Origin of the sequence: Pseudomonas sp. IB20, from assembly GCF_009707325.1 — a bacterium.
GTDB lineage: Bacteria > Pseudomonadota > Gammaproteobacteria > Pseudomonadales > Pseudomonadaceae > Aquipseudomonas.
Genome location: NZ_CP046103.1, coordinates 943,072 through 967,623 on the forward strand (window position 1 = coordinate 943,072; position 24,552 = coordinate 967,623).

Below are 24,552 nucleotides of genomic sequence, written 5' to 3' on the forward strand. Positions count from 1 at the left end.
ATGACTCACCTGCGCGGCCCTAGGCCGCGCCCGTCTATCCGCCTCATAGCCAGAATTCTCAGGTGCCCAAGCGGATCGACTGCTAACTTTCGGCGCCTGAGTATTTTTGCCAATCCTATGAGGCCCTCGCTATGACCACGTCCACTGCAATTGCCCGACTCAACGCTGCCGACCCGGATTTCGCCCATCATCTGGATCATCTGCTGAGCTGGGAAAGCGTGTCCGACGACTCGGTCAACCAGCGGGTGCTCGACATCATCAAGGCCGTGCGCGAGCGCGGCGATGCGGCGCTGGTGGATTTCACTCGCCAGTTCGATGGCCTCGACGTGGCGTCGATGTCCGACCTGATCCTGCCGCGCGAGCGTCTGGAGCTGGCTTTGACGCGCATCACTGCGCCACAGCGTGAAGCCCTTGAAGTCGCGGCAGCACGGGTGCGCAGCTACCACGAAAAACAGAAGCAGGATTCCTGGAGCTACACCGAGGCCGACGGCACGGTGCTGGGCCAGAAGGTTACGCCGCTGGACCGCGCTGGGCTGTACGTGCCCGGCGGTAAAGCCTCGTACCCATCGTCGGTGCTGATGAACGCGATCCCGGCCAAGGTGGCGGGCGTGACCGAAGTGGTCATGGTGGTGCCAACCCCGCGCGGTGAAATCAACGAGCTGGTGCTGGCGGCCGCGTGCATTGCCGGTGTGGACCGCGTGTTCACCATCGGCGGCGCTCAAGCCGTTGCCGCGCTGGCCTATGGCACCGAGAGCGTGCCGAAGGTCGACAAAGTGGTTGGCCCCGGCAATATCTATGTGGCCACCGCCAAGCGCCACGTGTTTGGCCAGGTCGGTATCGACATGATCGCCGGCCCCTCGGAAATCCTCGTGGTGTGTGACGGCCAGACCGACCCGGACTGGATCGCCATGGACCTGTTCTCCCAGGCCGAGCACGACGAAGACGCCCAGGCAATCCTGGTCAGCCCTGACGCCGCGTTCCTCGACAAGGTCGCCGCCAGCATCAACAAGTTGCTGCCGACCATGGACCGCGCCGAGATCATCGAAAAGTCGATCAATGGCCGTGGTGCACTGATTCTGGTGCGTGACATGGAACAGGCCATCGAAGTGGCCAACCGTATCGCGCCGGAGCACTTGGAATTGTCCGTTGCCGACCCACAAGCCTGGCTGCCGTCGATTCGCCACGCGGGTGCGATCTTCATGGGCCGCCACACCAGCGAAGCCCTGGGCGACTACTGCGCCGGCCCCAACCACGTGTTGCCGACCTCCGGCACCGCGCGGTTCTCGTCGCCACTGGGGGTGTATGACTTCCAGAAGCGTTCGTCGATCATCTTCTGCTCGCCACAAGGCGCTTCCGAACTGGGCAAGACCGCTTCGGTGCTGGCCCGTGGTGAATCGCTGAGCGCCCACGCTCGCAGCGCCGAATACCGCATCCTTGAAGAGGGGAAATAAGACATGAGCAAATTCTGGAGCCCCTTCGTCAAGGACCTCGTGCCTTACGTGCCCGGCGAGCAGCCGAAGCTGACCAAGTTGGTCAAGCTCAACACCAACGAGAACCCCTACGGCCCGTCGCCCAAGGCGCTCGCGGCGATGCAGGCCGAGTTAAACGACAACTTGCGCCTGTACCCGGACCCCAACAGTGACCTGCTCAAGCAGGCCGTGGCCAAGTATTACGCTATCGACGCTGGCAAGGTCTTCCTCGGCAACGGTTCCGATGAGGTCCTGGCGCACATTTTCCACGGCCTGTTCCAGCACGACTTGCCGCTGCTGTTTCCGGACATCAGCTACAGCTTCTACCCGGTTTATTGCGGCCTCTACGGCATCACGTCCGACCCGGTGCCGCTGGATGAGCAGTTCCAGATCCGTGTGGCGGACTACGCCAAGCCTAACGGCGGGATCATCCTCCCCAACCCGAACGCGCCCACCGGCTGTGTGCTGGCGTTGGACGCCGTGGAGCAGATCCTCAAGGCCAGCCCGGATTCAGTGGTGGTGGTCGATGAAGCCTATATCGACTTCGGTGGTGAAACCGCTATCAGCCTGGTGGACCGTTACCCGAACCTGCTGGTGACTCAGACCCTGTCCAAATCGCGCTCACTGGCCGGTTTGCGTGTGGGCCTGGCGGTGGGTCACCCAGACCTGATCGAGGCGCTGGAGCGGGTCAAGAACAGCTTTAACTCCTATCCGTTGGACCGTCTGGCGATTGTCGGCGCGGCAGCGGCGTTCGAGGACCGTGAATATTTCGAGAAGACGTGCAAGCTGGTGATCGACAGCCGTAACAAGCTGGTCGCACAGCTGGAGGGTAAAGGCTTCGAAGTGTTGCCGTCGGCGGCCAACTTCATCTTTGCCCGTCACCCGCAGCACGATGCCGCCGGGTTGGCAGCCAAGTTGCGTGAGCAGGGTGTGATCGTGCGGCACTTCAAGCAGGCGCGGATTGCCCAGTTCTTGCGGATCAGCATTGGTACGCCAGAGCAGAACCAGGCGCTGATTGATGGGCTCGGGGAGCTTTAACCTGCGCTGAAAAACAAGTGAAGTGCGCCCCAGAAGTTGGACACTCGTCCAACTCCTGAGGCTTTTCAAGTGTGGGAGCTGGCAGGCCAGCTCCCACACTTATTTGCGTTGGGTCAGTTAGAGCAGCGGCTCATCCGGCTTCTTGTTTTTCCAACCATCATTACCCGGCAGCAGCAGGTTCAAACCAATCGCTACCACCGCGCACAGGGCGATGCCCTTGAGGCCGAAATCATCCGGGCCGGTGCCCGTACCCACCAGCACACCGCCAATCCCGAACACCAACGTCACCGACACAATCACCAGATTGCGCGCCTCCCCCAGGTCGATCTTGTGGCGGATCAGCGTGTTCATGCCCACAGCGGCAATCGAGCCGAACAGCAAGCACAGAATCCCGCCCATCACCGGCACCGGGATGCTCTGCAGCAGCGCCCCGAACTTGCCGATAAACGCCAGGCTGATGGCAAACACTGCCGCCCAGGTCATGATTTTCGGGTTGTAGTTCTTGGTCAGCATCACCGCGCCGGTCACTTCGGCGTAGGTGGTGTTCGGCGGGCCGCCAAACAGCCCAGCAGCCGTGGTGGCAATGCCGTCACCGAGCAGGGTGCGATGCAGGCCGGGCTTCTTCAGGTAGTCGCGACCAGTCACGCTACCCACCGCAATTACACCGCCGATGTGTTCGATCGCCGGGGCCAGGGCCACCGGGAGGATAAACAGGATCGCCTGCCAGTTGAATTCCGGCGCGGTAAAGTGGGGCAGGGCGAACCACGGTGCGGCGGCGATCTTCGCGGTGTCCACCACGCCGAAGTAGAACGCCATGGCGAAACCCACCAGTACGCCGGAGATAATCGGCACCAGGCGGAAAATGCCTCTGCCGAATACCGCCACGATCAACGTGGTGAGCAGCGCCGGCATCGAGATCAGCATGGCTGTCTTGTAGGGGATCAGTTCGGCACCGTCGCCACCTTTACCCATCGCCATGTTCGCGGCGATCGGCGCCATGGCCAGGCCGATGGAAATAATCACCGGCCCGATCACCACAGGTGGCAGCAGCCGGTCGATGAAACCGGTGCCCTTGATCTTCACCGCAGCGCCCAGGAACGTATAAACGAAACCGGCCGCCATCACCCCGCCCATCGTCGCCGCCAGGCCAAACTGCTGCTTGGCGAGAATGATCGGGGTGATAAACGCAAAGCTCGACGCCAGGAACACCGGCACTTGGCGGCCGGTGACCACTTGGAACAACAAGGTCCCCAAGCCTGCGGTAAACAGGGCGACGTTTGGATCGAGGCCTGTGATCAGCGGCATCAACACCAGCGCACCAAATGCTACGAAGAGCATCTGTGCGCCAGACAGGATCTGGCGCCAAAGCGGGTCGTTGAATTCATCCTGCATGCTCACGCGTCCTTCTGCTTGGTGCCGAAGATCTTGTCACCGGCATCGCCCAGGCCTGGGATGATGTAGCCGTGTTCGTTCAGGCGCTCATCAATCGACGCGGTGTAGATCTGCACGTCCGGGTGGGCCTTCTCGACGGCAGCAATGCCTTCGGGCGCAGCCACCAACACCATGGCGCGGATGTCCTTGCAACCGGCCTTTTTCAGCAAGTCAATGGTGGCAACCATGGAGCTGCCGGTGGCGAGCATCGGGTCGATGATCATCGCCAAGCGCTCGTTGATTTCCGGGACGAGTTTTTCCAGGTAGGTGTGCGCCTGCAATGTTTCCTCGTTGCGGGCCACGCCGACGGCGCTGACTTTGGCGCCCGGGATCAGGCTGAGTACGCCTTCGAGCATGCCGATGCCGGCGCGCAGGATCGGCACCACCGTGATTTTCTTACCGGCGATTTTCTCCACCTGGACGGGACCGGCCCAACCGGGGATCTCGTAGGTTTCCAGAGGCAAATCTTTGGTAGCTTCGTAAGTGAGCAGCGCTCCGACTTCCTGAGCAAGCTCACGGAAGTTCTTCGTGCTAATGTCGGCACGGCGCATAAGGCCGAGTTTGTGTCTGATCAGCGGGTGGCGGATCTCGCGAGTGGGCATGGGAAAAGCTCCGGCGGCGGGCAAAAAAACCGGCCTAGATTAATCTATCCGAGGGTGTTGTCCTATAGACATCTAGTACGTTAGTCCATTAAGGCTTGATCGTTGCGCCTCACATGCGTACCTTTGCCCGCTTTTCTTGCCACAGCACCCCCTTGGAGAGCGCCATGTCTGCTGATCTCGAGCATATCCGTCAAATCATGCGCGAGGCTGACTGCCTGTACACCGAAGCGCAAGTCGAAGAGGCAATCGCCAAGGTCGGCGCTCACATCACACGCGAAATGGCCGACACCAACCCGGTGGTCTTTTGCGTGATGAACGGTGGCCTGATCTTCGCCGGTAAATTGCTGACTCACCTGCAGTTCCCGCTGGAAGCCTCCTACCTGCACGCCACCCGTTATCGCAACGAAACCACCGGCGGCGACCTGTTCTGGAAAGCCAAGCCGGAAGTCTCGTTCATCGACCGCGACGTGCTGATCATCGACGACATCCTCGATGAAGGTCACACCCTGGGCGCGATCATCGACTTCTGCAAACACGCCGGCGCGCGCAAAGTGCACACCGCCGTGCTGATCGACAAAGACCACGACCGCAAGGCTCGCCCGGACCTGAAAGCTGATTACGTCGGCCTGCCGTGCATCGACCGCTACATCTTCGGTTACGGCATGGACTACAAAGGCTACTGGCGTAACGCCAATGGGATCTTCGCCGTTAAAGGGATGTAACCCATGGCCCGCTTTCTTGATCAGTCCCTGTTCACCGAATTGGCCGAGAAAGCGGCCGCCAGCCCCCGTGGTCGGCACCACCACAACTTTCATCAGATGGAAGAGCCGTGCCATCGCCTGGCCGTTGGCCTGCAACTTGACACCTATGTGCCGCCGCATCGGCACCTGAGCGCGGACAAGGCGGAAACCCTGCTGGTGCTCAAGGGCAGCCTGGGCGTGTTGGTGTTCAGCGACACCGGCGAGGTCATCGCCAAGCGCGTGATGCAGGCGGGCGGTGAATGCTCGGGCGTTGACCTGCCCCCCGGCGTGTTTCATGGCTTGGTGGTGCTGGAGCCCGACAGCGTGATGTTCGAGTGCAAAGCCGGGCCGTATCGCCCGGTAGGCGAGGGCGAGTTGGCTGACTGGGCACCCCGCGAAGGCGATGCCGAGGTGGAACGCTATCAGGCATGGATGCGCTCACAATTTGATGTCAGCATGGTTGCCCCTTTGGAGGTGTAAATGAGAGCGTTGATTTGCAGCTGCGCCGCCCTGGCGTTGACCCTCAGCCTGCCCCTTGCGGCGGCCCCCGCGCCGATGCACAGCCAATTCCTGCCGCCGGACGACCTCACCCTGCGCGCCGACATCCCTGACCAGCAGCAACTGCTGCAAGTCACCGAGTACGCGGTGGTGGTGGGCAACCAGCGGCAATCGACCCAGCAGCCGATCCCGGTGACGTCGCCGTTGATGATCCGCCTCAAGGGCAAGTCCTTGAACAAAGGCGCGACCATCAGCCAGGTGGTGCTCAATTTTGATGCTGAAAGCAAAAGCCTGAAAAAACCGGTGTTCGATGACACCAGCAAAACCCTGACCTTGTCCTACCCACTGGCGCAGTACCGCGTGATTGTCGACCTGCTGCGCAATGACACGGTGTATGTGCAGTTCCTCAGTTATGCCAACGGGCATATCTGGGCGGACCTGCACACCGGCGCCGTTCGCGCAAAGTAATTAAGCCGGCACACGCACATCCATGTGAATGCAGTCAATGTGGGCGCTGGCTTGCCTGCGATGGCAAGCCAGCGCCCCAGGTGGGGGTGGTTGCCTGCGTGGCAGCCAGCGCCCACATGAGTGTTTGGTTGTTTTCGAAGGTGGTGTCTGGCAGGTAGACTTCCTCTCCCGTGTAAATGTCTGCAGGCTGGAGTCGGTAATGCGTAAAGATAAGAAACAGGTGATTGGTGACGAGATCGGCGACGATCAGATCAAGTTGTTCCTGGACTTCGAGCCGGTTGATGCGACTTCACCGTCCCTGCACAAACTGATCAAGGCCTACCGCGGCCTGCGTATCGACGACTTCGAGCGCTTCCTGGGCTTTTTCAAGCAAGCAGGCCTGGATCTGGACGGCAAGGACGAGCATGGCCAGACGTTCGTCGAGTTGATCAAGGACCAGCGTAACGCTGCCGAGTACATCGCGCTGATCGACAACGCTCGCAGCTGATTATCCGAGACATAAAAAAACGCCCCGGTCTCTGCGTCAGGTCCTCAAGCGTAGCTTTCGGCTTCGTTGCTTTGCTCAACCAGTTCCAGGCTGATGTTGTTCTGCGTATTGATCTTGCGGTACAGCTCGGCGTCAGTCTCGAGGATTTTCTCCCGGGCCGGGAAGATCTCGTGCAGCTTGGCTGCCCACTCACCGGCCGTCTTCTCTGGGAAGCAACGCTCGATCAGTTCCAACATGATCGAGACGGTCACCGAAGCGCCCGGGGATGCGCCCAACAACGCCGCCAGCGAGCCGTCTTTGGCCGCAACCAGCTCGGTGCCGAATTGCAGCACACCGCCTTTTTTCGGGTCTTTCTTGATGATCTGCACCCGTTGGCCAGCCACTTCCAGGCGCCAGTCTTCGGCTTTCGCCTCGGGGTAGAAACGGCGCAGGGATTCCAGGCGTTGCTCCATCGACTGGCGCACTTCGCTGACCAGGTATTTGGTCAGGTCCATGTTGTCGCGGGCCACGGCTAGCATCGGGCCGATGTTGCCGGCACGAATTGACAGTGGCAGGTCCAGGAACGAGCCGTGCTTGAGGAACTTGGTGGTGAAGCCGGCGTATGGCCCGAACAGCAGGGACTTCTTGCCATCCACCACGCGCGTGTCCAAGTGCGGCACGGACATCGGCGGCGAACCCACGGCGGCCTGGCTGTAGACCTTGGCCTGGTGGTGCTTGACCACTTCTGGGTTGTCGCAACGCAGCCACTGGCCGCTGACTGGGAAGCCGCCGAAACCTTTGCTTTCTTCGATGCCCGAGGCTTGCAGCAACGGCAGGGCCGCGCCACCGGCGCCGAGGAACACGAACTTGGCGTCCACTTCACGGCTGTTGCCGCTGTTGACGTCCTTGATGCTCACGGTCCAGCCCGCGCCGTTACGCTTGAGGCCAGTGACGCGCTTGCTGTACTTGACCTGGGCATCCGGTGCGCTGGTCAGGTGCGACAGCAGTTGGTTGGTCAGGGCGCCGAAGTTGACGTCGGTGCCGTTCATCACGCGGGTGGCAGCGATTTTTTCGTCGAGCGGGCGGCCCGGCATCATCAGCGGCATCCACTCGGCCATTTCGCTGCGGTCTTCGGTGTAGTGCATGTCCGAGAACGCGTGGTGCTGGCTGAGGGTTTCAAAGCGCTTCTTGAGGAAGGACACGCCTTTGTCGCCCTGCACGAAGCTCAGGTGCGGCACCGGGCTGATAAAGGATTTGGACGAGCCAAAGGTGCCTTTTTTGGTCAGGTACGCCCAGAACTGCTTCGACACCTCGAACTGGGTGTTGATGTGCACGGCTTTCTTGATGTCGATGGAGCCATCGGCGGCCTGCGGTGTGTAGTTCAGCTCACACAGCCCGGCGTGGCCGGTACCGGCGTTGTTCCACGGGTTGGAACTTTCCGCGGCACCCGAATCCATCAGCTCAACGACTTCCAGCTTGAGGCCGGGGTCGAGCTCTTTGAGCAGTACGGCCAGGGTGGCACTCATGATGCCGGCCCCTACCAGAACTACGTCGACTGCTTCGTTATGCGCCATTTAACGCGTCTCCAAAATCTGCAGCACCAAATTGACGGCATGGCTGCCAGGAGTGACGGGGCGGTTCACGTGTTGCCCCAGGTTACCCATGGCCAGGATCGCCATGTCCGTTTCGCAATTCTTTGCAACTTCAGCGCACGCTTCCTGCCGGGCTAATCTGCCTATGAACGCATTCATGGGCGCCTGTGGCAATTCGACTTATGGTCAACGCGTGCAATTTGTGCAACCAATCCGTAGCGGACAGGCTCAAGCTCCGGTGTTTGAGGAGTACTCGGTCCTGTGTGGTTGGGCTGTTACAGACGCTGATGGTGCTTGTACAAACGCAAAACTATTCATTTGCTCGCCACACTCTTGTGAAGTTGTGAAAACCCGTTTTTTCACGCTCTTTTGAAGACGTGAACCTCAAAAAAGGGCTGCCCCAGCCTGGCACCTGGCCCGCAAACCTCTGCCGACACGCGGCAAAACGGGCAAACAACTCAAGTGGCCGAGCGCAATGGCAGCTCTGGCAGATTCGGTAAGGCGGGTGGGTTTGCAAAGAAAACAGCAAGCGCGCCAGCTTCACTCGATCTGTGTGGGCGGCTCTCTGTGGGCGATTTGGGGGTTAATACCGAGGCATTAACGATGCTGCGAGGCCCGATCAGGAGACGTCCTTATAATCGGGGGGAGATTGTAGCGAAGAACGCCAGGGAAATGGGCGTGTTTTATGACTTTAATTCGTGTCTCGGTCAGGAGGCCAACGCATGCCGGGTTTGCGCGTGCGTAACTTTCGGGCTGACCCGGGCGCTCGCTGGCAGCGGGCGGTGCATCCAGCCCAGGTGGGTCTCTGCGACCTCCACCCAGCCTTCACCGACGGGCGGCAAGCTGCACTGCTTGAAGGCCTGGCAATGGCCGCGGGCGTCCAGCAGGGCATAGTGGCGATGACGGGCGCGGGGCATGAACAATGACTTGAGAAGGCGCATGGCTTTGTACCTGTTACGTTACATGCTTGAAGGTTGCCAGTGTGCCATGACACTGGAATGACGGATTTATGTGAAATTGTAATTTCAGCATGCCTTCAGCTGCCGTTCAGGATGGCTGGTGGGTGGCGCGTGCGCACCGTTATACTGGCGGCCTGTTTGCATCTAGTCCTGGAGAAATGAGTATGTTGCAACGCCTGTTGTTCGGTTTGATCACTGTGACCAGTTTGACCCTGGTTGGCTGCGCCAACAGCCCGCAACAACTCAGCCCGCAACCTAAAGTCACCGCGCAGTTGGCGCCTGTCGGCCATGGCCAGCCGGTGTCGGTGCGTGTAGTGGATGGTCGCCCGTCGCCGACCCTGGGTTCGCGCGGTGGCCTGTACCCGGAGACCGCGCTCATTTCGGTCACCGGTCAAGACGTGCTGCCCAAGCTGCAAGCCCAGGCTGAAGCCGCCGTGCGCCTGCTGGGCTTCACCCCGGCCAACTCGCCGGGCGCGCCTCAGTTGACCATCACCCTGGCCGAGCTGAAATACCAGTCGCCCAAAGATGGCCTGTATGTGACTGAAGCCTCCATCGGCGCAACGTTCAAGTCCGACGTCAGTGCCGGTACCCGTCGCTACAGTGGCCGCTACGGCGCTTCGCTGAACCAACGCTTCGGTATGTCGCCGAACCAGGAAACCAACACCAAGTTGGTCAGCGATGTCCTGAGCGACGCCCTGACGCGCCTGTTCAAAGACCCAAGCATCGGTCAACTGCTCAGCTCGCAGTAATACCGTTCAACAAAAAGCCGGGCTCAGCGATGAGCCCGGCTTTTTTATGCTTGTTGCGTTCATGCAGCTGTTTCGACATAAAAGTCCAGCACACTCACGCCAGTGAGCAAGTCCAGCTCCGGCAAGTCGGCATGCTGGTGCCCGCCCAGCGCGCAATACACCAGCCAGTGGCGATCCTGAACGTTAAACGCCAAGCCGCCGACCAGCGCCTCTTGCTCATCGGTCTGGGCGATCAGATACAGCCGATCCTGGTTCTGCGCATGCAACATGACAAGCTCCCGAACGTTCGAAGGGCAACAGAGTGGCCTGTTAAGGTGACGTTCAGGTGACGCTGTAAATTACTGGATACATTGATCGTACATGGGGGATGGAACGTTTCTGCGGCAGGAGGCCAATATCGTTCAGGTTTGTATCTGAATGGATACCAGAACACTGTACCACTGAGGTTTGCGATGGCGCTGCCCGCACTGCTGATCAATGCTGTGGCTTTATTGGTAGCCTGCCCGGGTGCAGCGCTGCTGTTCATTACCCGCCTGCGCGAGCAACGCGCACTGGCTGACCTGAGCGCGCAAAGCGAAGAGCGCGCGATCGATCAACCGATGTTGTTTCTGGATGTGCGCACCGAACGGGCGCATCGCCTGGCTTACCGCGTCGGGTTTGCCTGCCTCGGGCTGGCGCTGGTCGCTTCTTGGCTCAGCACCCGTTTGTAAAAACACTGCAAAACTAAATGTGGGAGCGGGCTTGCCCGCGATAGCAGTGTGTCAGTCGATAGATTCGATTCTGACACACCGTCATCGCGGGCAAGCCCGGCTCCCACATTTTGTCCCGGTGTTTACAGCGGGATGCCCGCTTTAACCCGATATTGATTACGCACTGGCGTCGCATACTGCACCACCAGAAACGGCCGGTGCTCAGCCGGGCACTCGTTCAAACGCCGCTCCCACTCCGCCTTCGCCTTGGCCAACTCATCAGCCGGGAACACCTCGGCCGCTGTCGGCACCTGCAATTGCGGGTCGGCGTCGCTCCACTGCGCGTACGCCAGGTAGTGCACCGGGAACAAGCGATAGCCGCCGAGAATCTGCCGGTCCATTTCCACCGCCAGCAGTTTGGTGTCTTCAAAACGCTCGGTAATCGGCGGCGCAAAGTTCACATGCACACGGCCCTTGTAGCCGGTGATGCCCAAGGCAATGCTCACATCATCCTCGCCCGGCGCCTTGCTGTAGGTGCCAGTGGTGGCGCGGATATACAGCTCGCGGGCCTTGGCCGTGTCGCACGGGTCGTATTCATAGCTGATCGACACCGGCGTCAGGTTCAACGACTGGATCACCTCGGCAAACGGCTCGTCCTTGCGGCTGACGTGGAACATCTTGAGGATCGCCGACTCGGTGCGATCATCCCCGTCCTTGGCACGGCCTTCGGCCTGGGCGATCCAGATCGACTGGCAGTCGTTGCGGATCGAATGGTTGATGTAGGCCGACAGCAGGTTATACGCCGCCATCTTTTCCTTTCGCCCGGTGATCGAGCGGTGCACGATAAAGCTCTTGTTCAGGCGCATCAGGTCGCTGACGAACGGCTTTTGCAGCAGGTTGTCGCCGATAGCGATACGCGGCGTCGGCAGACCGGCGTGGTACACGGCATAGTTGACGAAGGCTGGGTCCATCACGATGTCGCGGTGGTTGGCCAGAAACAGGTAGGCGGTGCCGGACTTGAGCTGCTCGACGCCGGTATAAGTGACGCCGTCGGTCGCGCGATCAATGGTGTGGTCGACGTAATATTCGACTTTGTCCTGCAGCGTTGCCACGGTGGTGACGCCGGCGAACTCACGGCGCAGCTTGCGGGCGATCATCGGCTTGAGCAACCAGCCCAAGGCGCCGGCAAAGCGCGGAAAGCGGAAGTGGGTCAGGATGTCCAGAAAGGCCTTGTCACTGAACAGACGTGCCAGCACTGCCGGGACTTCGCTGTCGTTGTAAGGTCGGATGGTATCGAATTCGCCCATCATGCTCTCTTGTTAGAAACGGCTAGGGTAAGTAAAGGAAGTATCAGGGTGCGGCCGCAATATTGGCTCTGCCGTGAATAGCCCTGTAAATAGACCGGCGATTATACGCACAAGTCACCTGGGAGACCGCGATGCTGGAAACCGAGTCGTACGATTGTCCTTATTGTGGTGAACCGGCCGAGGCCGTGCTGGACCTTTCCGGCGGCGATCAGTCATACATTGAAGACTGCCCGGTGTGTTGCCGGCCAATTATCTTTGATCTGCAGGTACACGATGAAGAATGGATGCTCACGGTCCGCAGCGAGAACGAGTGACAGGTACGCCCATGCAGCGAATCTATGAACCGGAAAACCTGATGGAGGGCGAGCTGCTGCAACAGATGCTCGCCAGCGAAGGCATCGAGGCGCACCTGGTGGGGCGCCATTTGCTCGGTGGCACCGGCGAATTGCCGATTTTCGGCCTGCTCGGGCTGGAAGTGGACAACGACCAGGCCGCCTACGCCCGTGAGCTGATTACCGCTTACAACGGTGCGCAACCGCTGCCCGGCGATGAACCCGACAGCTTCCCCGACGTATTGGTCTGTTAGGCTGTCGGTCGGTTTACCCAAGAGTCGTGTTACCCCATGTGTGGACGTTATGCCCTGTTTCGCTGGAACCCTACGTTTGCTGCCTTGCCGGGCTTTCCGGCCGACCAGCAGGCCCAGTGGAACATCTCCCCGAATGATTCGGTGCTGATCCAGCGCTTGAGCGAAGGCCAGCACACCCTGGCGCGCGCCCGCTGGGGCCTGACGCCGCCCTGGCTGACCGACCTTTCCCGCACCCCAGCCCACGCCCGCGCCGAAACCCTGGCCGAGCAACCGATGTTCCGCGAAGCCTTCCGCCAGCGCCGCTGCTTGCTGCCGGCCAACGGTTTTTACGAATGGCGCGGCACCCAGCGCAAGCGACCCTACTGGCTGACGCCGGGGGAGGGGTCGACGCTGTTTTTTGCGGCAATCTGGGAAGCGTATCCGGTGCAGGAACAGGTGTGGCTGAGTACGGCGGTGGTGACCCAGGCGGCGCAGAGCCAGCGGCGGCCGTTGATCCTCGATGCTGCGGGGCAAGAGGCCTGGCTGAATCCGCAGACGCCGTTGCATGTGTTGCAGGGGTTGTTGGCCGGTGAGCCGGCTGCGCTGCGCGAGCGGGTTCTGGCCAATATGGTCAATGATCCGAAGCTCAATGGGCCTGAATGCCTGACCCCAGGCTGAGGTTGCCGGGCGAGGCTTAAGGGTGGGCCGGTAAAAGAGCGCCGGATGTCGCAAATGGGCTGTTCGCCGCCGCAGTGGGCGTGTGGGGCGTATCTGAAAATCTGCGGTTACACGTCTTGTGTATCTGGCGCAGATACATTTGACCGCCTACGATACGCGCCAGGATTCTAGGGAGAGCGTCATGAAAAAATCATTGGCAGTAAGCGTACTCAGTGCAGCGATGCTGCTGGCCGGTTGTCAGTCGGTCAATACCACCAGCGGCGGTGCCGTTGGGGTAGAGCGCAAGCAGTACATGTTCAGCATGCTGTCGAGCCAAGAAGTCGACCAGATGTATGCCCAGTCCTACCAGCAAACGCTGGGTGAGGCGAGCGGCAAAGGCATGCTCGACAAGACCAGCGCCAACGCCAAGCGCGTGCAGGCGATTGCCAAGCGTCTGATCGCCCAGGCACCGACGTTCCGCCCGGATGCGGCGCAGTGGAAGTGGGAAGTGAATCTGATCAAAAGCGATGAGATGAACGCCAATTGCGGGCCTGGCGGCAAGATCTTTGTGTACAGCGCGTTGATCGACAACCTCAAGCTCACCGATGACGAACTGGCTGCGGTGATGGGCCATGAAATCGCCCACGCCTTGCGCGAGCACGGGCGTGAGGCCATGTCCAAGGCCTACGGCATCCAGATGGCCAAGCAGGGCGCCGGTGCCTTGTTCGGTTTGGGTCAGGACAGCCTGGCGTTGGCCGATACCGTGGCCAACTACGGCATGACCTTGCCCAACAGTCGCGCCAATGAAAACGAAGCGGACCTGATCGGCTTGGAGCTGTCGGCCCGGGCTGGTTATAACCCGAACGCGGCCATCACGTTGTGGAACAAGATGGCCAAGGCTTCGGAAGGTGCGCCACCGGAGTTCATGAGCACACACCCGGCTTCCGACAGCCGAATCGCCTCGTTGCAGGCGGCGATTCCGAAGGTGATGCCGCTTTACCAGCAGGCCAAAAAGTCCTGATTGATCGTTCTCACGCTCTGCGTGGGAATGCCGCTCTGAACGCTCTGCGTCCGCTCTTAAAAGCGTGACGCAGAGCGTCACAGAATGCATTCCCACGCGGAGCGTGGGAGTGATCAGGTCGGGCTAGATCCAGCCGCTGCTTTGCATGGCTTTGTACACCGCAACAATCGCCAGGATGAAGAACGCCGTAGCCGCCAGTCGACGAATCAAGGTCAACGGCAGTTTTTCCGCCGCGAAATTCCCCGCCAGAACCACCGGCACGTTGGCAATCAGCATGCCCAAGGTGGTGCCGATAATCACCAGCCACAGCTCAGGGTATTGCGCCGCCAGCATCACCGTGGCGATTTGCGTTTTGTCACCGATTTCTGCGAGGAAGAACGCAATCAGCGTGGTCAGGAACGGGCCGAACTTGCGCGTGGTACTGGCTTCGTCATCGTCGAGTTTGTCCGGCACCAAGGTCCATAGCGCCGTGGCACAGAAGCTTGCCGCGAGGATCCAGTGCAACACCGCATCCGAGAAGAAACTGCCGAACCAGGCCCCCACGGCACCGGCAGCCGCATGGTTGGCCAGGGTCGCGGCGACGATGCCGGCGATGATCGGCCAAGGTTTGCGAAAGCGTGCGGCAAGGATGAGCGCGAGCAGCTGCGTCTTGTCGCCGATTTCGGCCAAGGCAACGATTGCGGTAGGTACGAGTAATGAATCCAGCATCAGGTAAGTTTCCAGGGGCGGGTCGACACGGCTATGACACGTACAGCCTTCCCGCCCCGGGTAAGGTGTGCGTGTCATAGGTCTTGTCAAACCCCGGTCCGTCTGTGCGGACTCCTGGGTCGCATACGCCATGGTCTGTTGACCAAGTATGTTGACGTATGCCGGACGAGCATGGCGCTCGTGGGAGACTACTCCCCTAGGACGGAGCGGATTTTGCCTAGGCAAAACCCATTCGGCAAGCCTTCTTTTTCAAAAAACCATCAGGCGCGTTTGGCACGATAAATGCGAAAACCATTGCCTTCGGCCTTGATTGCGCACACGCCCAAGTGCTCTTCGATCAGGGGTTGGTACTTGAGGAAACTGTTGGCGACCAAGCGCAGTTCGCCGCCTTTTGCCAGGTGTTTCGCCGCTTTTCGCAGCAAGTTTTCCGTGGCGAAATAATCCGTATGCACGCCGACATGGAACGGTGGGTTGCTCAAAATCGCGTTCAAACCCATCGGCGCGGCGTCGATGCCGTCACCGGTCAACACCTCGGCTTCCAGGCCATTGGCTGCCAAGGTCAGGCGACTGCTGGCGGCAGCAAAGGCATCCACGTCCAGCAGGGTCACCGTGTTATGCGGGTAGCGACGCTTGACCGCAGCTCCCAGCACGCCGGCGCCGCAGCCAAAGTCCAACAAATGCCCACTGGGCAGCTTGTCCAGATGCTCAAGCAACAGCTCGGTGCCGCGATCCAGGCGACCATGGCTGAACACGCCTGGCAGGCTCACCACCTTGAGCGGCCCTTCGGCCAATGGCACGTCGAACACTTGCGCCAGGCTTTCCAGCTCGACCGCTTGCGGGGCGTTGGCCACGGTGACTTGCCACAGCTGGCAATGCCGCGCGTTATCGAGCTTGCGTGGCTTGCCGAACGGGATCATCTGCTTGGCGGCGCTTTCGATACCGCCTTTTTTCTCGCCGACCAGATACAGCTCGGCGCCGGGCAGGCGCGCGGCCACGGCATTGAGCAGGTAGTCGGTGAGGTCCTTGGACTTGGGCAGGAAAATCACCGCCGCATCAAACCCACGCTCGGGCACGTTCACGCCGAACTGGCTGCGCTCAGGGAAGCGCGCATCGAGCGCCGCCTGGTCGCCGGCATGCCAGCTCCAGCCGTGGGCATTGGGCAGGCGGCCGAGCAAGTCGTCGGCGGGCAACCCTACCAGCAGCAGGTTGCCTTGAAAAAGTTCGGCCTGACGAAGCAGTACTTCACTGCGCGGATCCATGGTCTGCTCCTTGAAAAGGGGCGCAGTTTATCAACTGACGACGCGCAGCGGGGCGCCGCTGAAAAAGGTCCGGGCGTTTTCTGCCAATTGGCCGACGATGCGCTGCCGCGCTTCGCGACTGCCCCACGCGTTGTGCGGCGTGACGATCAAGCGAGGAATGTCGCCGGCCAGCAGTGGGTTGCCATTCACTGGCGGTTCCACGCTCAGCACATCGGTGGCCGCGCCGCCCAGATGGCCGCTGCGCAGGGCGTCTGCCAGCGCCTGTTCGTTGATCAAACCGCCGCGCGCGGTGTTGACGATAAATGCGCCGGGTTTGAGCAGTGCCAATTCGCGAGCGCCGATAAAGTCGCGGGTGTGTTCATTGAGCGGGCAGTGCAGGGTCAGCGCATCGACCTGCGCGAGCAGTTCATCCAGCGGCACGCGGTCGGCGCGGGCAGGGCGCCCTGGAATCGCGCCGAGCACCACGCGCATGCCAAAGGCTTCGGCCAGGCGTGCGACGGCGCTGCCCAGTTCGCCGTGGCCGAGCAGGCCAAGGGTTTTACCTTGCAGCTCGACAATCGGGTAGTCCAGAAGGCAGAACTGCTTGGCCTCTTGCCATTTGCCGGCGGCGACCTCTCGTTGATAGTCGTTCAAGCGTGTCGCCAGGTTGAGCAACAGCATGATCGTGTGCTGCGCCACCGACGGCGTGCCGTAGCCCTGGCAGTTGCTCACGGTGATGCCCAGGGCGCGGGCGGCCGCGAGGTCGATGTTGTTGGTGCCGGTGGCCGACACCAGGATCAGCTTGAGTTCGGGGCAGGCCTGCAGGGTCTCGGCGTTGAGCGCGATCTTGTTGCTGATCGCCACCTGGGCGCCTTGCAGGCGTTCGATCACGTTCTGCGCCGTGGTGTGCGCGTACAGTTGCAGGTCGCTGAAGCTGTTGCGCAATGCGCTGAGGTCGAGGTCCCCCAGGTCCAGGGACGGGTGATCAAGGAAGACGGCGCGGCGATTGTTCGTCATCAACTGTACCTTTTGCGACAGGGTTCGAAGGCGTAATCTGCCGAGCCTATCAGATGAAATAATCCGTTACTTAATGGAGTGAGTATGTACGCCGCCGAGTTTTTGACCGTAGCCTTGATTCACTTGTTGGCGGTGGCCAGCCCTGGCCCGGATTTCGCCGTGGTGGTGCGCGAGAGTGTTACCCATGGCCGCCGCGCCGGGACTTGGACGGCGCTCGGCGTCGGTTCGGCGATTTTCCTGCACGTGGGTTACTCGTTGCTGGGCATTGGCTTGATCGTGTCGCAGTCCATCGTGCTGTTCAATGCGCTGAAATGGGCGGCAGCGGCCTACCTGCTGTACATCGGCTTCAAGGCCTTGCGCGCGCAGCCGGCCAAGCCTGTTGCCGAGGGCGAGTTGCACCGTGAAGTGGGCGAACGCACCCCGCGCGGGGCATTTACCGCAGGGTTTGTGACCAATGGCTTGAACCCCAAGGCCACGCTGTTCTTCCTGTCGCTGTTTACCGTGGTGATCAACCCGCACACGCCGCTGGCGATCCAGGCCGGTTACGGCCTGTACCTGGCGGTGGCGACGGCATTGTGGTTTTGCATGGTGGCGATGTTGTTCAGCCAGCAGCGGGTGCGTGCTGGTTTTGCGCGGATGGGGCATTGGTTCGATCGGACGATGGGCGCGGTGCTGATTGCGATTGGCGTGAAGCTGGCCTTCACCAGCATGAAGTAAACGAATTTCTTGAGTGACCACGGCTCAAAATGTGGGAGCGGGCTTGCTCGCGAATACGGAGTGAAGTGCGCCCCAGAAGTTGGACACTCGTCCAACTCCTGAGGCTAAAGTAACCAAAAGTCTTCGCCCCACCACTCGGCACCTCGCTTAGGCTCGGTGTGCCCTCACTCCGGCTTGAATCCGTGGGCCGCCGCCATGGGCCATCCTTGGCCCATCGCGGCTAACCCGGCGTCCTGCCGGGTTACCCACGGATTCAAGCCTGCGTTCGGCCATCGTGGTTAACGGGGCGCCTCAGATCAAGATCAAGATCAAAAGCAAGAGCACGGCGGCCTAGTAGCCGACCTGAGTGGTGAAGCAAAAGCAGCAAAGCACAGCAGAAGCAGATCTGCTTTTCTGTGGGAGCTGGCTTGTCGGATCGCCGCACCGCTGCGATGCAGACACCTCGGTATCAGGAACAGTTGATGCCATCGCAGGCAAGCCAGCTCCCACATTGATTGAGTTCAGTTCAAGATCAGGTCGGCTGTCAGGCCGCCTGGCTTGCTTTTGATCTTGATCTGAGGCGCCCCGTTAACCACGATGGCCGACGCCTGGGGGAAGGGGGCAAGAGCGTTCCCACATTAAATTGAGTTCAGTTTCAAATATCAGGTCGGCTGTCAGGCCGCCTTTGCTTTGCTTTTGATCTAACCACTCAGGTCGGCTACTAGGCCGCCGTGCTCTTGCTTTTGATCTTGATCTTGATCTTAGGCGCCCCGTTAAACCACGCTGGCCGAACGCAGGCTTTGGAGCGGGGTAAACCGGCAGGACGCCGGTTTAGCCGCGATGGGCCAAGGATGGCCCATGGCGGCGGCCCACGGTCCAAAGCCGGAGTGAGGGCACACCGAGCCTAGCGAGGTGCCGAGTGGTGGGGCAAGAGCGTTTTGTCTGCTTACAGAACCCGGTCCGCGGTAGCCTAACCATTAGCTGTCCAACTTTTGGGGCGCACTTCAGAGTGTCAGTCACCGAATACCTAGGCTGATACACCGCCTTCGCGAGCAAGCCCGCTCCCACATTGGATCTCGGCTAGGCTCAAGTAATGGCGCAAAGCTAGCATTCATTGGGGTCTACAAATCATTCCTTTGGCTGATTTAGCTGACACATAAGCGCTCTACAGTGCTGGTCTTCAAGCCACGACCGTGCAGTCAGATAAGGGATTAGTATGTTGCAGACCCGTGTTATCCCACCCGCCGAAGGCGCTTACCAATACCCACTGTTGATCAAACGCCTGCTGATGTCCGGGGCGCGCTACGAGAAGACCCGGGAAATCATCTACCGCGACAAACTGCGTTACACCTACCCGACCCTGATCGAGCGCGTTGCGCGCTTGGCCAATGTGCTGACCGAAGCCGGGGTCAAGGCCGGCGACACTGTCGCCGTGATGGACTGGGACAGCCACCGTTACCTGGAGTGCATGTTCGCCATCCCGATGATCGGCGCGGTGATCCACACCATCAACGTGCGCCTCTCGCCGGAACAGATTCTCTACACCATGAACCACGCCGAGGACCGCTTTGTGTTGGTCAACAGTGAGTTCGTGGGGCTCTACCAGGCCATTGCCGGGCAACTCACCACCGTCGACAAGACTTTGCTGCTCACCGACGGCGACGCCAAGACCGCCGAGCTGCCCAACTTGGTCGGCGAGTACGAAACCCTGCTGGCGGCCGCCAGCCCCAAGTACGACTTCCAGGACTTCGACGAACATTCCGTCGCCACCACCTTCTACACCACCGGCACCACCGGTAACCCCAAGGGCGTGTACTTCACCCACCGCCAGCTGGTGCTGCACACCATGGGCGTGGCGACCATCATGGGCAGCGTCGACAGCGTGCGCCTGCTAGGCACCAACGACGTATACATGCCGATCACGCCGATGTTCCACGTACACGCCTGGGGCCTGCCGTACGTGGCGACCATGCTCGGTTTGAAACAGGTCTACCCCGGCCGCTACGACCCGGAATACCTGGTGGAGTTGTGGCGCAAGGAAAAGGTCACCTTCTCCCACTGCGTGCCGACCATCCTGCAAATGGTGCTCAATGCCAAGGCTGCCCAAGACGTGGATTTTGGCGGCTGGAAAATCGTCATCGGCGGCAGCGCGCTGAATCGCACGTTGTACGAAGCGTCCAAGGCGCGCGGCATTCAACTGACCGCCGCGTACGGCATGTCCGAGACCGGGCCGCTGGTGTCCTGCGCCCACCTCAACGAAGAACTGATGGCCGGCACCGAAGACGAGCGCACCACCTACCGCATCAAGGCCGGCGTGCCTGGGCCGTTGGTAGAAGCGGCGATTGTCGACGCCGAGGGGCACTTCCTGCCCGCCGACGGCGAGTCCCAGGGGGAGCTGGTGCTGCGTGCACCGTGGCTGACCGAGGGCTATTACAACGAGCCGCAAAAGGGCGCCGAGCTGTGGGAAGGCGGCTGGATGCACACCGGCGACGTGGCCACCCTCGACGCGTTTGGCGTGATCGATATTCGTGACCGCATCAAGGACGTGATCAAGACGGGCGGCGAGTGGATCTCCTCCCTGGCCCTCGAGGACCTGGTCAGCCGTCACCCGGCGGTACGCGAAGTAGCGGTGGTGGGCATCGCCGACCCGCAGTGGGGCGAGCGCCCGTTTGCGCTGCTGGTGGTGCGTGATGGCCATGTGATAGGTGCTCGCGAGCTCAAGGAACACCTCAAGCCTTTTGTCGAGCTGGGCCATTTGAGCAAGTGGGCGATTCCGAGCCAGATCGCCGTTGTTACTGAAATTCCCAAGACCAGCGTAGGAAAACTCGACAAAAAACGTATCCGCATCGACATCATTGAATGGCAGGCCAACAACAGCACCTTCCTCTCGACCCTGTGATGCACCTCGCCGCGCCCGTTCGGGCGCGGCAATGCTCTATCTCGCGCCTTCACTTGTGATTTGCCAATTATCAGCCATCCTTGCCTCGCCGGCCTTCGTCGGCGTGGCGAAAGGACTGTGGCAGACGGGTTGGTGATGCAAATCACACTTTAGAGGGATCAAGCGGTACCCCCTGCTGGCTATAGTCCCTCTCAGAGTTTTTCAAGGATGTTGCGCTTCGAGCCAAGGGGGCTCGGTTGCCGTTCGGCATTGGAATCTTTGTATTCCGGCCGGTACATGCATCCAGAAGACAGAACTCACTGCCATAACAATAATGCACATGGAGTAGCGTCGATGACCTCAGTAAACCAGTTCTGGCGCCGGGCAAGACTGCCCCTGGCCGTCAGTCTCGCTTCTACGCTCGCCGGGCCCGCATTCGGCGTCAGTTTCAACATCGGTGAAATCGAAGGTAGCTTTGACTCATCCCTGTCGGTGGGGGCGAGTTGGTCGACTGCCGGTCGCAATAAAGACCTGATCGGTGCCAACAACGGTGGCAAGGGGCTTTCGCAAACCTCCGACGACGGCCGCCTGAACTTCGACAAGGGTGATGCCTTTTCGAAGATCTTCAAGGGTATCCATGACCTTGAGTTGAAATACGGCGATACCGGCATCTTTGTGCGTGGCAAGTACTGGTATGACTTTGCGCTGCAGAACGAAGACCTCGACTTCAAAAACGTCAGCAACGACAACCGTAAAGAGGGCGCCAAGTCCTCTGGCGGGCAGATTCTCGATGCTTTCGTCTACCACAACTACACCATCGCCGATCAGCCGGGTAACGTGCGTCTTGGCAAGCAGGTAGTGAGCTGGGGCGAAAGTACCTTTATTGGCGGCGGTATCAACTCGATCAACCCGATCGACGTGTCTGCGTTCCGTCGCCCGGGCGCCGAGATCAAGGAAGGCTTGATTCCGGTCAATATGTTCTACGTGTCCCAGACCCTGACCGACAACCTCTCCGCAGAGGCGTTCTACCAGTTGGAGTGGGACCAGACCGTGGTGGATAACTGCGGTACGTTCTTCTCCCAGCCGGACGTGATTGCCGACGGTTGCAGTAACAACCTGCGGGTCTTGAACAAACGTTCCACCATTCCTGGCGCGGCCTTGCCAACCCTTAACGCGCTCGGCGTCGATGTGAACAACGAAGGCGTGCTGGTACGTCGCGGCGGTGACCGTGATGCACGCGACAGCGGCCAGTTCGGCGTGGCCATGCACTACAACTTCGAGCCGCTGGACACTGAGTTCGGCGCGTACTTCATGAACTACCACAGCCGTGCGCCGATCTTCAGCGCGACAGGTGCGCCAAACTCGGCCTACACCCGTCCGCTGGGACCACTGGCGGCATTGCGTCCGTTGATTGTGGCGGGCAGCTCCCAGTACTTCGTCGAGTACCCGGAAGATATCCGCTTGTATGGCTTGAGCTTCTCCACCACGTTGCCGACCGGCACCGCCTGGAGTGGTGAATTGAGCTACCGGCCAAACGCGCCGGTACAGCTGAGCACCACCGATATTCTGTATGCGGGCGTCACGCCGATTCCGGGCTTTGGCAATGCTTCGGTGCTCAAGGGCAGGCCGGGGCAGGACCTGCACGGCTACAACCGTAAGGAAGTCACCCAGTTCCAGACCACCTTCACGCACTTCTTCGACCAGGTTATGGGCGCCACCCGCCTGACCACCGTGGGTGAAATCGGCGTGACTCATGTAGGCGGCTTGGAGAGCAGAGACAAGGCGCGCTACGGGCGTGATCCGGTCTTCGGTCCCGGCAGCCTGCCTGGCGGCTTCTGTAACGGGCTGAACAATTCGACCGGTCAAGGTGCAGGCCTGCCCAATGCGTCCGGCCTGAACACCAACTGCAACAACGATGGCTATACCACGGCTACGTCCTGGGGTTACCGCGCCCGGGCGATCTGGGAATACCCGGACACGTTTGCCGGTGTAAACCTCAAGCCTAGCGTGGCCTGGTCCCACGACGTCAAAGGTTACTCGCCGGGCCCTGGCGGCAACTTCGAAGAAGGCCGCAAGGCTGTCAGCCTGGGTGTCGATGCCGAGTATCAAAACACCTATACCGTTGGCCTGAACTACACCAACTTCTTTGGTGGCAAGTTCAGCACCGTGGACGATCGTGACTTTATCGCCTTGAGCGCAGGCATGAACTTCTAAGCACACTCTCTTTAAGCAGTCTGTTTTCAGGAAGAACCAGAACATGAAAATAACTAAAAGTCTGTTGCACGTGGGTGTGCTTGGGCTGTCGATCCTGGCGGGTAGCGTCATGGCGGCAGTCTCGGCGGATGAAGCCGCCAAGCTGGGCACGAGCCTGACCCCGATGGGCGCTGAAATGGCCGGTAACGCAGCCGGCACCATCCCGAAATGGTCGCCACTGCCCACCAATGCCGGTGCCGTGGATGCCCGGGGTTTCCTGGCCAACCCGTATGCCAGCGAACAACCGCAGTTCACCATCACCGCGCAGAACGTCGAGCAGTACAAAGACAAGCTGGCGCCGGGGCAGTACGCGATGTTCAAGCGTTACCCGGACACCTTCAAGATGCCGGTCTACCCGACCCATCGCGGCGCCACGGTGCCGGCTGATGTGTTCGCCGCCATCAAGAAGAACGCCACCAACACCAACCTGGTGTCCGGCGGTAACGGCCTGGAAAACTTCGAAACCGCGATTCCGTTCCCGATCCCGAAAAGCGGCGTGGAAGTCATCTGGAACCACATCACCCGCTATCGCGGCGGCAGCGTGACCCGTCTGGTCACCCAAGCCACCCCGCAAACCAACGGCTCGTACAGCCTGGTGTACTTCCGCGACCAGTTCGTGTTCCGCGACAAAATGAAGGACTACGACCCGAAAAACCCGGGCAACGTGCTGTTCTACTTCAAGCAGCAAGTGACCGCGCCGGCACGTCTGGCCGGTGGTGTGCTGTTGGTGCACGAAACCCTGGACCAGGTGAAAGAGCCGCGTTCGGCGTGGGTCTACAACGCCGGCCAGCGCCGTGTGCGTCGGGCGCCGCAAGTGTCCTATGACGGGCCGGGTACTGCGGCCGACGGCCTGCGTACGTCCGACAACCTCGACATGTACAACGGTGCACCGGACCGCTACGACTGGAAGCTGGAAGGCAAGAAAGAAATCTACATCGCCTCCAACAGTTACAAGATCGACGATCCAAAGCTCAAGTACGCCGACATCATCAAGGCCGGCCACATCAACCAGGACTTGGCTCGCTACGAGCTGCGCCGCGTCTGGCACGTGGTCGCCACCCTGAAGGAAGGCCAGCGCCACATCTACGCCAAGCGTGACTTCTTCATCGACGAAGACACCTGGCAAGCGGCGGTGATCGACCACTACGACGGCCGTGGCCAATTGTGGCGCGTTGCTGAAGCGCATGCCGAGAACTACTACGACAAGCAAGTGCCGTGGTACGCCATCGAAACCCTCTACGACCTGCAGTCCGGCCGCTACCTGGCCCTGGGCATGAAGAACGAAGAGAAACAGGCGTATGACTTCGGCTTCACCGCCAGCACCAGCGACTTCACCCCAGCGGCCTTGCGCCAGGATGGTGTTCGCTAAGCAGCACTCGCTCGACAATGTGGGAGCTGGCTTGTGTAAAGCTGGCTTGTGTGGGAGTCGGGCTTGCCCGCGATGCGCCGACAGCTCCCACACAAGCCAGCCTTGTGCAAGGCAGCTCCCACATTTTTTGTCGCAGTTCTTT

At 60.5% G+C, this 24,552-nt stretch carries 25 protein-coding genes and 1 riboswitch; of the genes, 16 read left to right on the plus strand and 9 right to left on the minus strand.

Annotated features, from left to right (window positions below; genetic code table 11):
• Positions 1–131: 131 nt before the first annotated feature.
• Both hisD and hisC read left to right on the plus strand, forming a co-directional pair.
• Positions 132–1,451, plus strand: a complete 1,320-nt coding sequence (gene hisD / locus GJU48_RS04305; RefSeq protein WP_094950441.1) for a histidinol dehydrogenase — start codon at positions 132–134, stop codon at positions 1,449–1,451.
• 3 nt (positions 1,452–1,454) lie between these two features.
• Positions 1,455–2,507 carry a histidinol-phosphate transaminase gene (hisC, locus tag GJU48_RS04310; RefSeq protein ID WP_094950442.1) on the plus strand — a complete coding sequence of 351 codons (1,053 nt, stop codon included), beginning with the start codon at positions 1,455–1,457 and terminating at the stop codon, positions 2,505–2,507.
• 117 nt (positions 2,508–2,624) lie between these two features.
• Here hisC and GJU48_RS04315 read toward each other — a convergent pair whose 3' ends face one another.
• A complete protein-coding gene (locus tag GJU48_RS04315; protein WP_094953031.1) occupies positions 2,625–3,899 on the minus strand; it encodes a uracil-xanthine permease family protein in 1,275 nt (424 codons plus the stop codon).
• Between the two features lie 2 nt (positions 3,900–3,901).
• A complete protein-coding gene (upp, locus tag GJU48_RS04320; RefSeq protein ID WP_017138223.1) occupies positions 3,902–4,540 on the minus strand; it encodes a uracil phosphoribosyltransferase in 639 nt (212 codons plus the stop codon).
• 164 nt (positions 4,541–4,704) lie between these two features.
• Between upp and GJU48_RS04325 the strand changes: the two genes are divergently transcribed.
• The 4 genes from GJU48_RS04325 (at position 4,705) to GJU48_RS04340 (ending at position 6,733) form a co-directional block, all read left to right on the plus strand.
• Complete coding sequence (locus GJU48_RS04325) at positions 4,705–5,262, plus strand: hypoxanthine-guanine phosphoribosyltransferase (RefSeq protein ID WP_034102221.1); 558 nt, start codon at positions 4,705–4,707, stop codon at positions 5,260–5,262.
• Positions 5,263–5,265: 3 nt separating this feature from the next.
• Positions 5,266–5,760 carry a WbuC family cupin fold metalloprotein gene (locus GJU48_RS04330; protein WP_155295928.1) on the plus strand — a complete coding sequence of 165 codons (495 nt, stop codon included), beginning with the start codon at positions 5,266–5,268 and terminating at the stop codon, positions 5,758–5,760.
• Positions 5,761–6,246, plus strand: a complete 486-nt coding sequence (locus tag GJU48_RS04335) for a hypothetical protein (protein ID WP_094953028.1) — start codon at positions 5,761–5,763, stop codon at positions 6,244–6,246.
• 199 nt (positions 6,247–6,445) lie between these two features.
• On the plus strand, positions 6,446–6,733 hold the full coding sequence (locus GJU48_RS04340) for a PA4642 family protein (protein ID WP_094953027.1): 288 nt from the start codon (positions 6,446–6,448) through the stop codon (positions 6,731–6,733).
• A gap of 44 nt (positions 6,734–6,777) precedes the next feature.
• Here the strand turns inward: GJU48_RS04340 and mqo are convergent, their stop codons facing one another.
• Both mqo and GJU48_RS04355 read right to left on the minus strand, forming a co-directional pair.
• Positions 6,778–8,286, minus strand: a complete 1,509-nt coding sequence (mqo, locus tag GJU48_RS04345; protein WP_094953026.1) for a malate dehydrogenase (quinone) — start codon at positions 8,284–8,286, stop codon at positions 6,778–6,780.
• Positions 8,287–9,011: 725 nt separating this feature from the next.
• Positions 9,012–9,245, minus strand: coding sequence for a hypothetical protein (locus GJU48_RS04355; protein ID WP_094953025.1), 234 nt, complete (start codon positions 9,243–9,245; stop codon positions 9,012–9,014).
• A 182-nt stretch (positions 9,246–9,427) separates the two neighbouring features.
• On the opposite strand from GJU48_RS04355, the gene GJU48_RS04360 reads away from it, so the two are divergent.
• Positions 9,428–10,012, plus strand: coding sequence for a YajG family lipoprotein (locus tag GJU48_RS04360; protein ID WP_094953024.1), 585 nt, complete (start codon positions 9,428–9,430; stop codon positions 10,010–10,012).
• A gap of 59 nt (positions 10,013–10,071) precedes the next feature.
• Here the strand turns inward: GJU48_RS04360 and GJU48_RS04365 are convergent, their stop codons facing one another.
• The gene (locus GJU48_RS04365) at positions 10,072–10,281 is read right to left on the minus strand and encodes a hypothetical protein (protein ID WP_083360107.1); all 210 of its coding nucleotides are present in this window, start codon (positions 10,279–10,281) and stop codon (positions 10,072–10,074) included.
• Between the two features lie 183 nt (positions 10,282–10,464).
• Between GJU48_RS04365 and GJU48_RS04370 the strand changes: the two genes are divergently transcribed.
• Positions 10,465–10,722, plus strand: a complete 258-nt coding sequence (locus GJU48_RS04370) for a hypothetical protein (protein ID WP_094953023.1) — start codon at positions 10,465–10,467, stop codon at positions 10,720–10,722.
• A 122-nt stretch (positions 10,723–10,844) separates the two neighbouring features.
• Here the strand turns inward: GJU48_RS04370 and GJU48_RS04375 are convergent, their stop codons facing one another.
• Positions 10,845–12,008: a 1-acyl-sn-glycerol-3-phosphate acyltransferase gene (locus GJU48_RS04375; RefSeq protein ID WP_176462995.1), complete on the minus strand. Its 1,164-nt coding sequence runs from the start codon at positions 12,006–12,008 to the stop codon at positions 10,845–10,847.
• A 131-nt stretch (positions 12,009–12,139) separates the two neighbouring features.
• On the opposite strand from GJU48_RS04375, the gene GJU48_RS04380 reads away from it, so the two are divergent.
• The 4 genes from GJU48_RS04380 to GJU48_RS04395 all read left to right on the plus strand — a co-directional run bounded on the left by GJU48_RS04380 (position 12,140) and on the right by GJU48_RS04395 (position 14,251).
• Positions 12,140–12,322: a CPXCG motif-containing cysteine-rich protein gene (locus tag GJU48_RS04380; protein ID WP_094953021.1), complete on the plus strand. Its 183-nt coding sequence runs from the start codon at positions 12,140–12,142 to the stop codon at positions 12,320–12,322.
• 11 nt (positions 12,323–12,333) lie between these two features.
• Positions 12,334–12,594 carry a putative signal transducing protein gene (locus tag GJU48_RS04385; RefSeq protein ID WP_094953020.1) on the plus strand — a complete coding sequence of 87 codons (261 nt, stop codon included), beginning with the start codon at positions 12,334–12,336 and terminating at the stop codon, positions 12,592–12,594.
• Between the two features lie 36 nt (positions 12,595–12,630).
• Positions 12,631–13,251, plus strand: coding sequence for an SOS response-associated peptidase (locus tag GJU48_RS04390; protein ID WP_094953019.1), 621 nt, complete (start codon positions 12,631–12,633; stop codon positions 13,249–13,251).
• 181 nt (positions 13,252–13,432) lie between these two features.
• The gene (locus tag GJU48_RS04395) at positions 13,433–14,251 is read left to right on the plus strand and encodes a M48 family metallopeptidase (protein WP_094953017.1); all 819 of its coding nucleotides are present in this window, start codon (positions 13,433–13,435) and stop codon (positions 14,249–14,251) included.
• A 123-nt stretch (positions 14,252–14,374) separates the two neighbouring features.
• On the opposite strand, the gene GJU48_RS04400 is transcribed toward GJU48_RS04395, so the two are convergent.
• The 3 genes from GJU48_RS04400 to GJU48_RS04410 form a co-directional block, all read right to left on the minus strand.
• Positions 14,375–14,959, minus strand: a complete 585-nt coding sequence (locus GJU48_RS04400; protein ID WP_004372026.1) for a TMEM165/GDT1 family protein — start codon at positions 14,957–14,959, stop codon at positions 14,375–14,377.
• Positions 14,960–15,047: 88 nt separating this feature from the next.
• Positions 15,048–15,169: riboswitch (yybP-ykoY riboswitch) on the minus strand.
• A gap of 50 nt (positions 15,170–15,219) precedes the next feature.
• Entirely contained in the window at positions 15,220–16,218 is a 999-nt protein-coding gene (locus GJU48_RS04405; RefSeq protein WP_094953016.1) for a class I SAM-dependent methyltransferase, read from the minus strand.
• Positions 16,219–16,248: 30 nt separating this feature from the next.
• Positions 16,249–17,214 carry a 2-hydroxyacid dehydrogenase gene (locus GJU48_RS04410; protein ID WP_094953015.1) on the minus strand — a complete coding sequence of 322 codons (966 nt, stop codon included), beginning with the start codon at positions 17,212–17,214 and terminating at the stop codon, positions 16,249–16,251.
• An 84-nt stretch (positions 17,215–17,298) separates the two neighbouring features.
• Here GJU48_RS04410 and GJU48_RS04415 point away from each other — a divergent pair, with 84 nt between their 5' ends.
• From GJU48_RS04415 to GJU48_RS04430, 4 genes are all read left to right on the plus strand, one after another.
• Positions 17,299–17,931, plus strand: coding sequence for a LysE family translocator (locus GJU48_RS04415; protein WP_083360097.1), 633 nt, complete (start codon positions 17,299–17,301; stop codon positions 17,929–17,931).
• Between the two features lie 1,195 nt (positions 17,932–19,126).
• Positions 19,127–20,809 (plus strand): fatty acid--CoA ligase, encoded by a 1,683-nt coding sequence (locus tag GJU48_RS04420; protein ID WP_094953686.1) that lies wholly within the window; start codon positions 19,127–19,129, stop codon positions 20,807–20,809.
• A 333-nt stretch (positions 20,810–21,142) separates the two neighbouring features.
• Positions 21,143–23,002 (plus strand): DUF1302 domain-containing protein, encoded by a 1,860-nt coding sequence (locus tag GJU48_RS04425; RefSeq protein WP_094953687.1) that lies wholly within the window; start codon positions 21,143–21,145, stop codon positions 23,000–23,002.
• A 43-nt stretch (positions 23,003–23,045) separates the two neighbouring features.
• The gene (locus tag GJU48_RS04430; RefSeq protein WP_094953688.1) at positions 23,046–24,410 is read left to right on the plus strand and encodes a DUF1329 domain-containing protein; all 1,365 of its coding nucleotides are present in this window, start codon (positions 23,046–23,048) and stop codon (positions 24,408–24,410) included.
• The last annotated feature ends 142 nt before the right edge of the window (positions 24,411–24,552 follow it).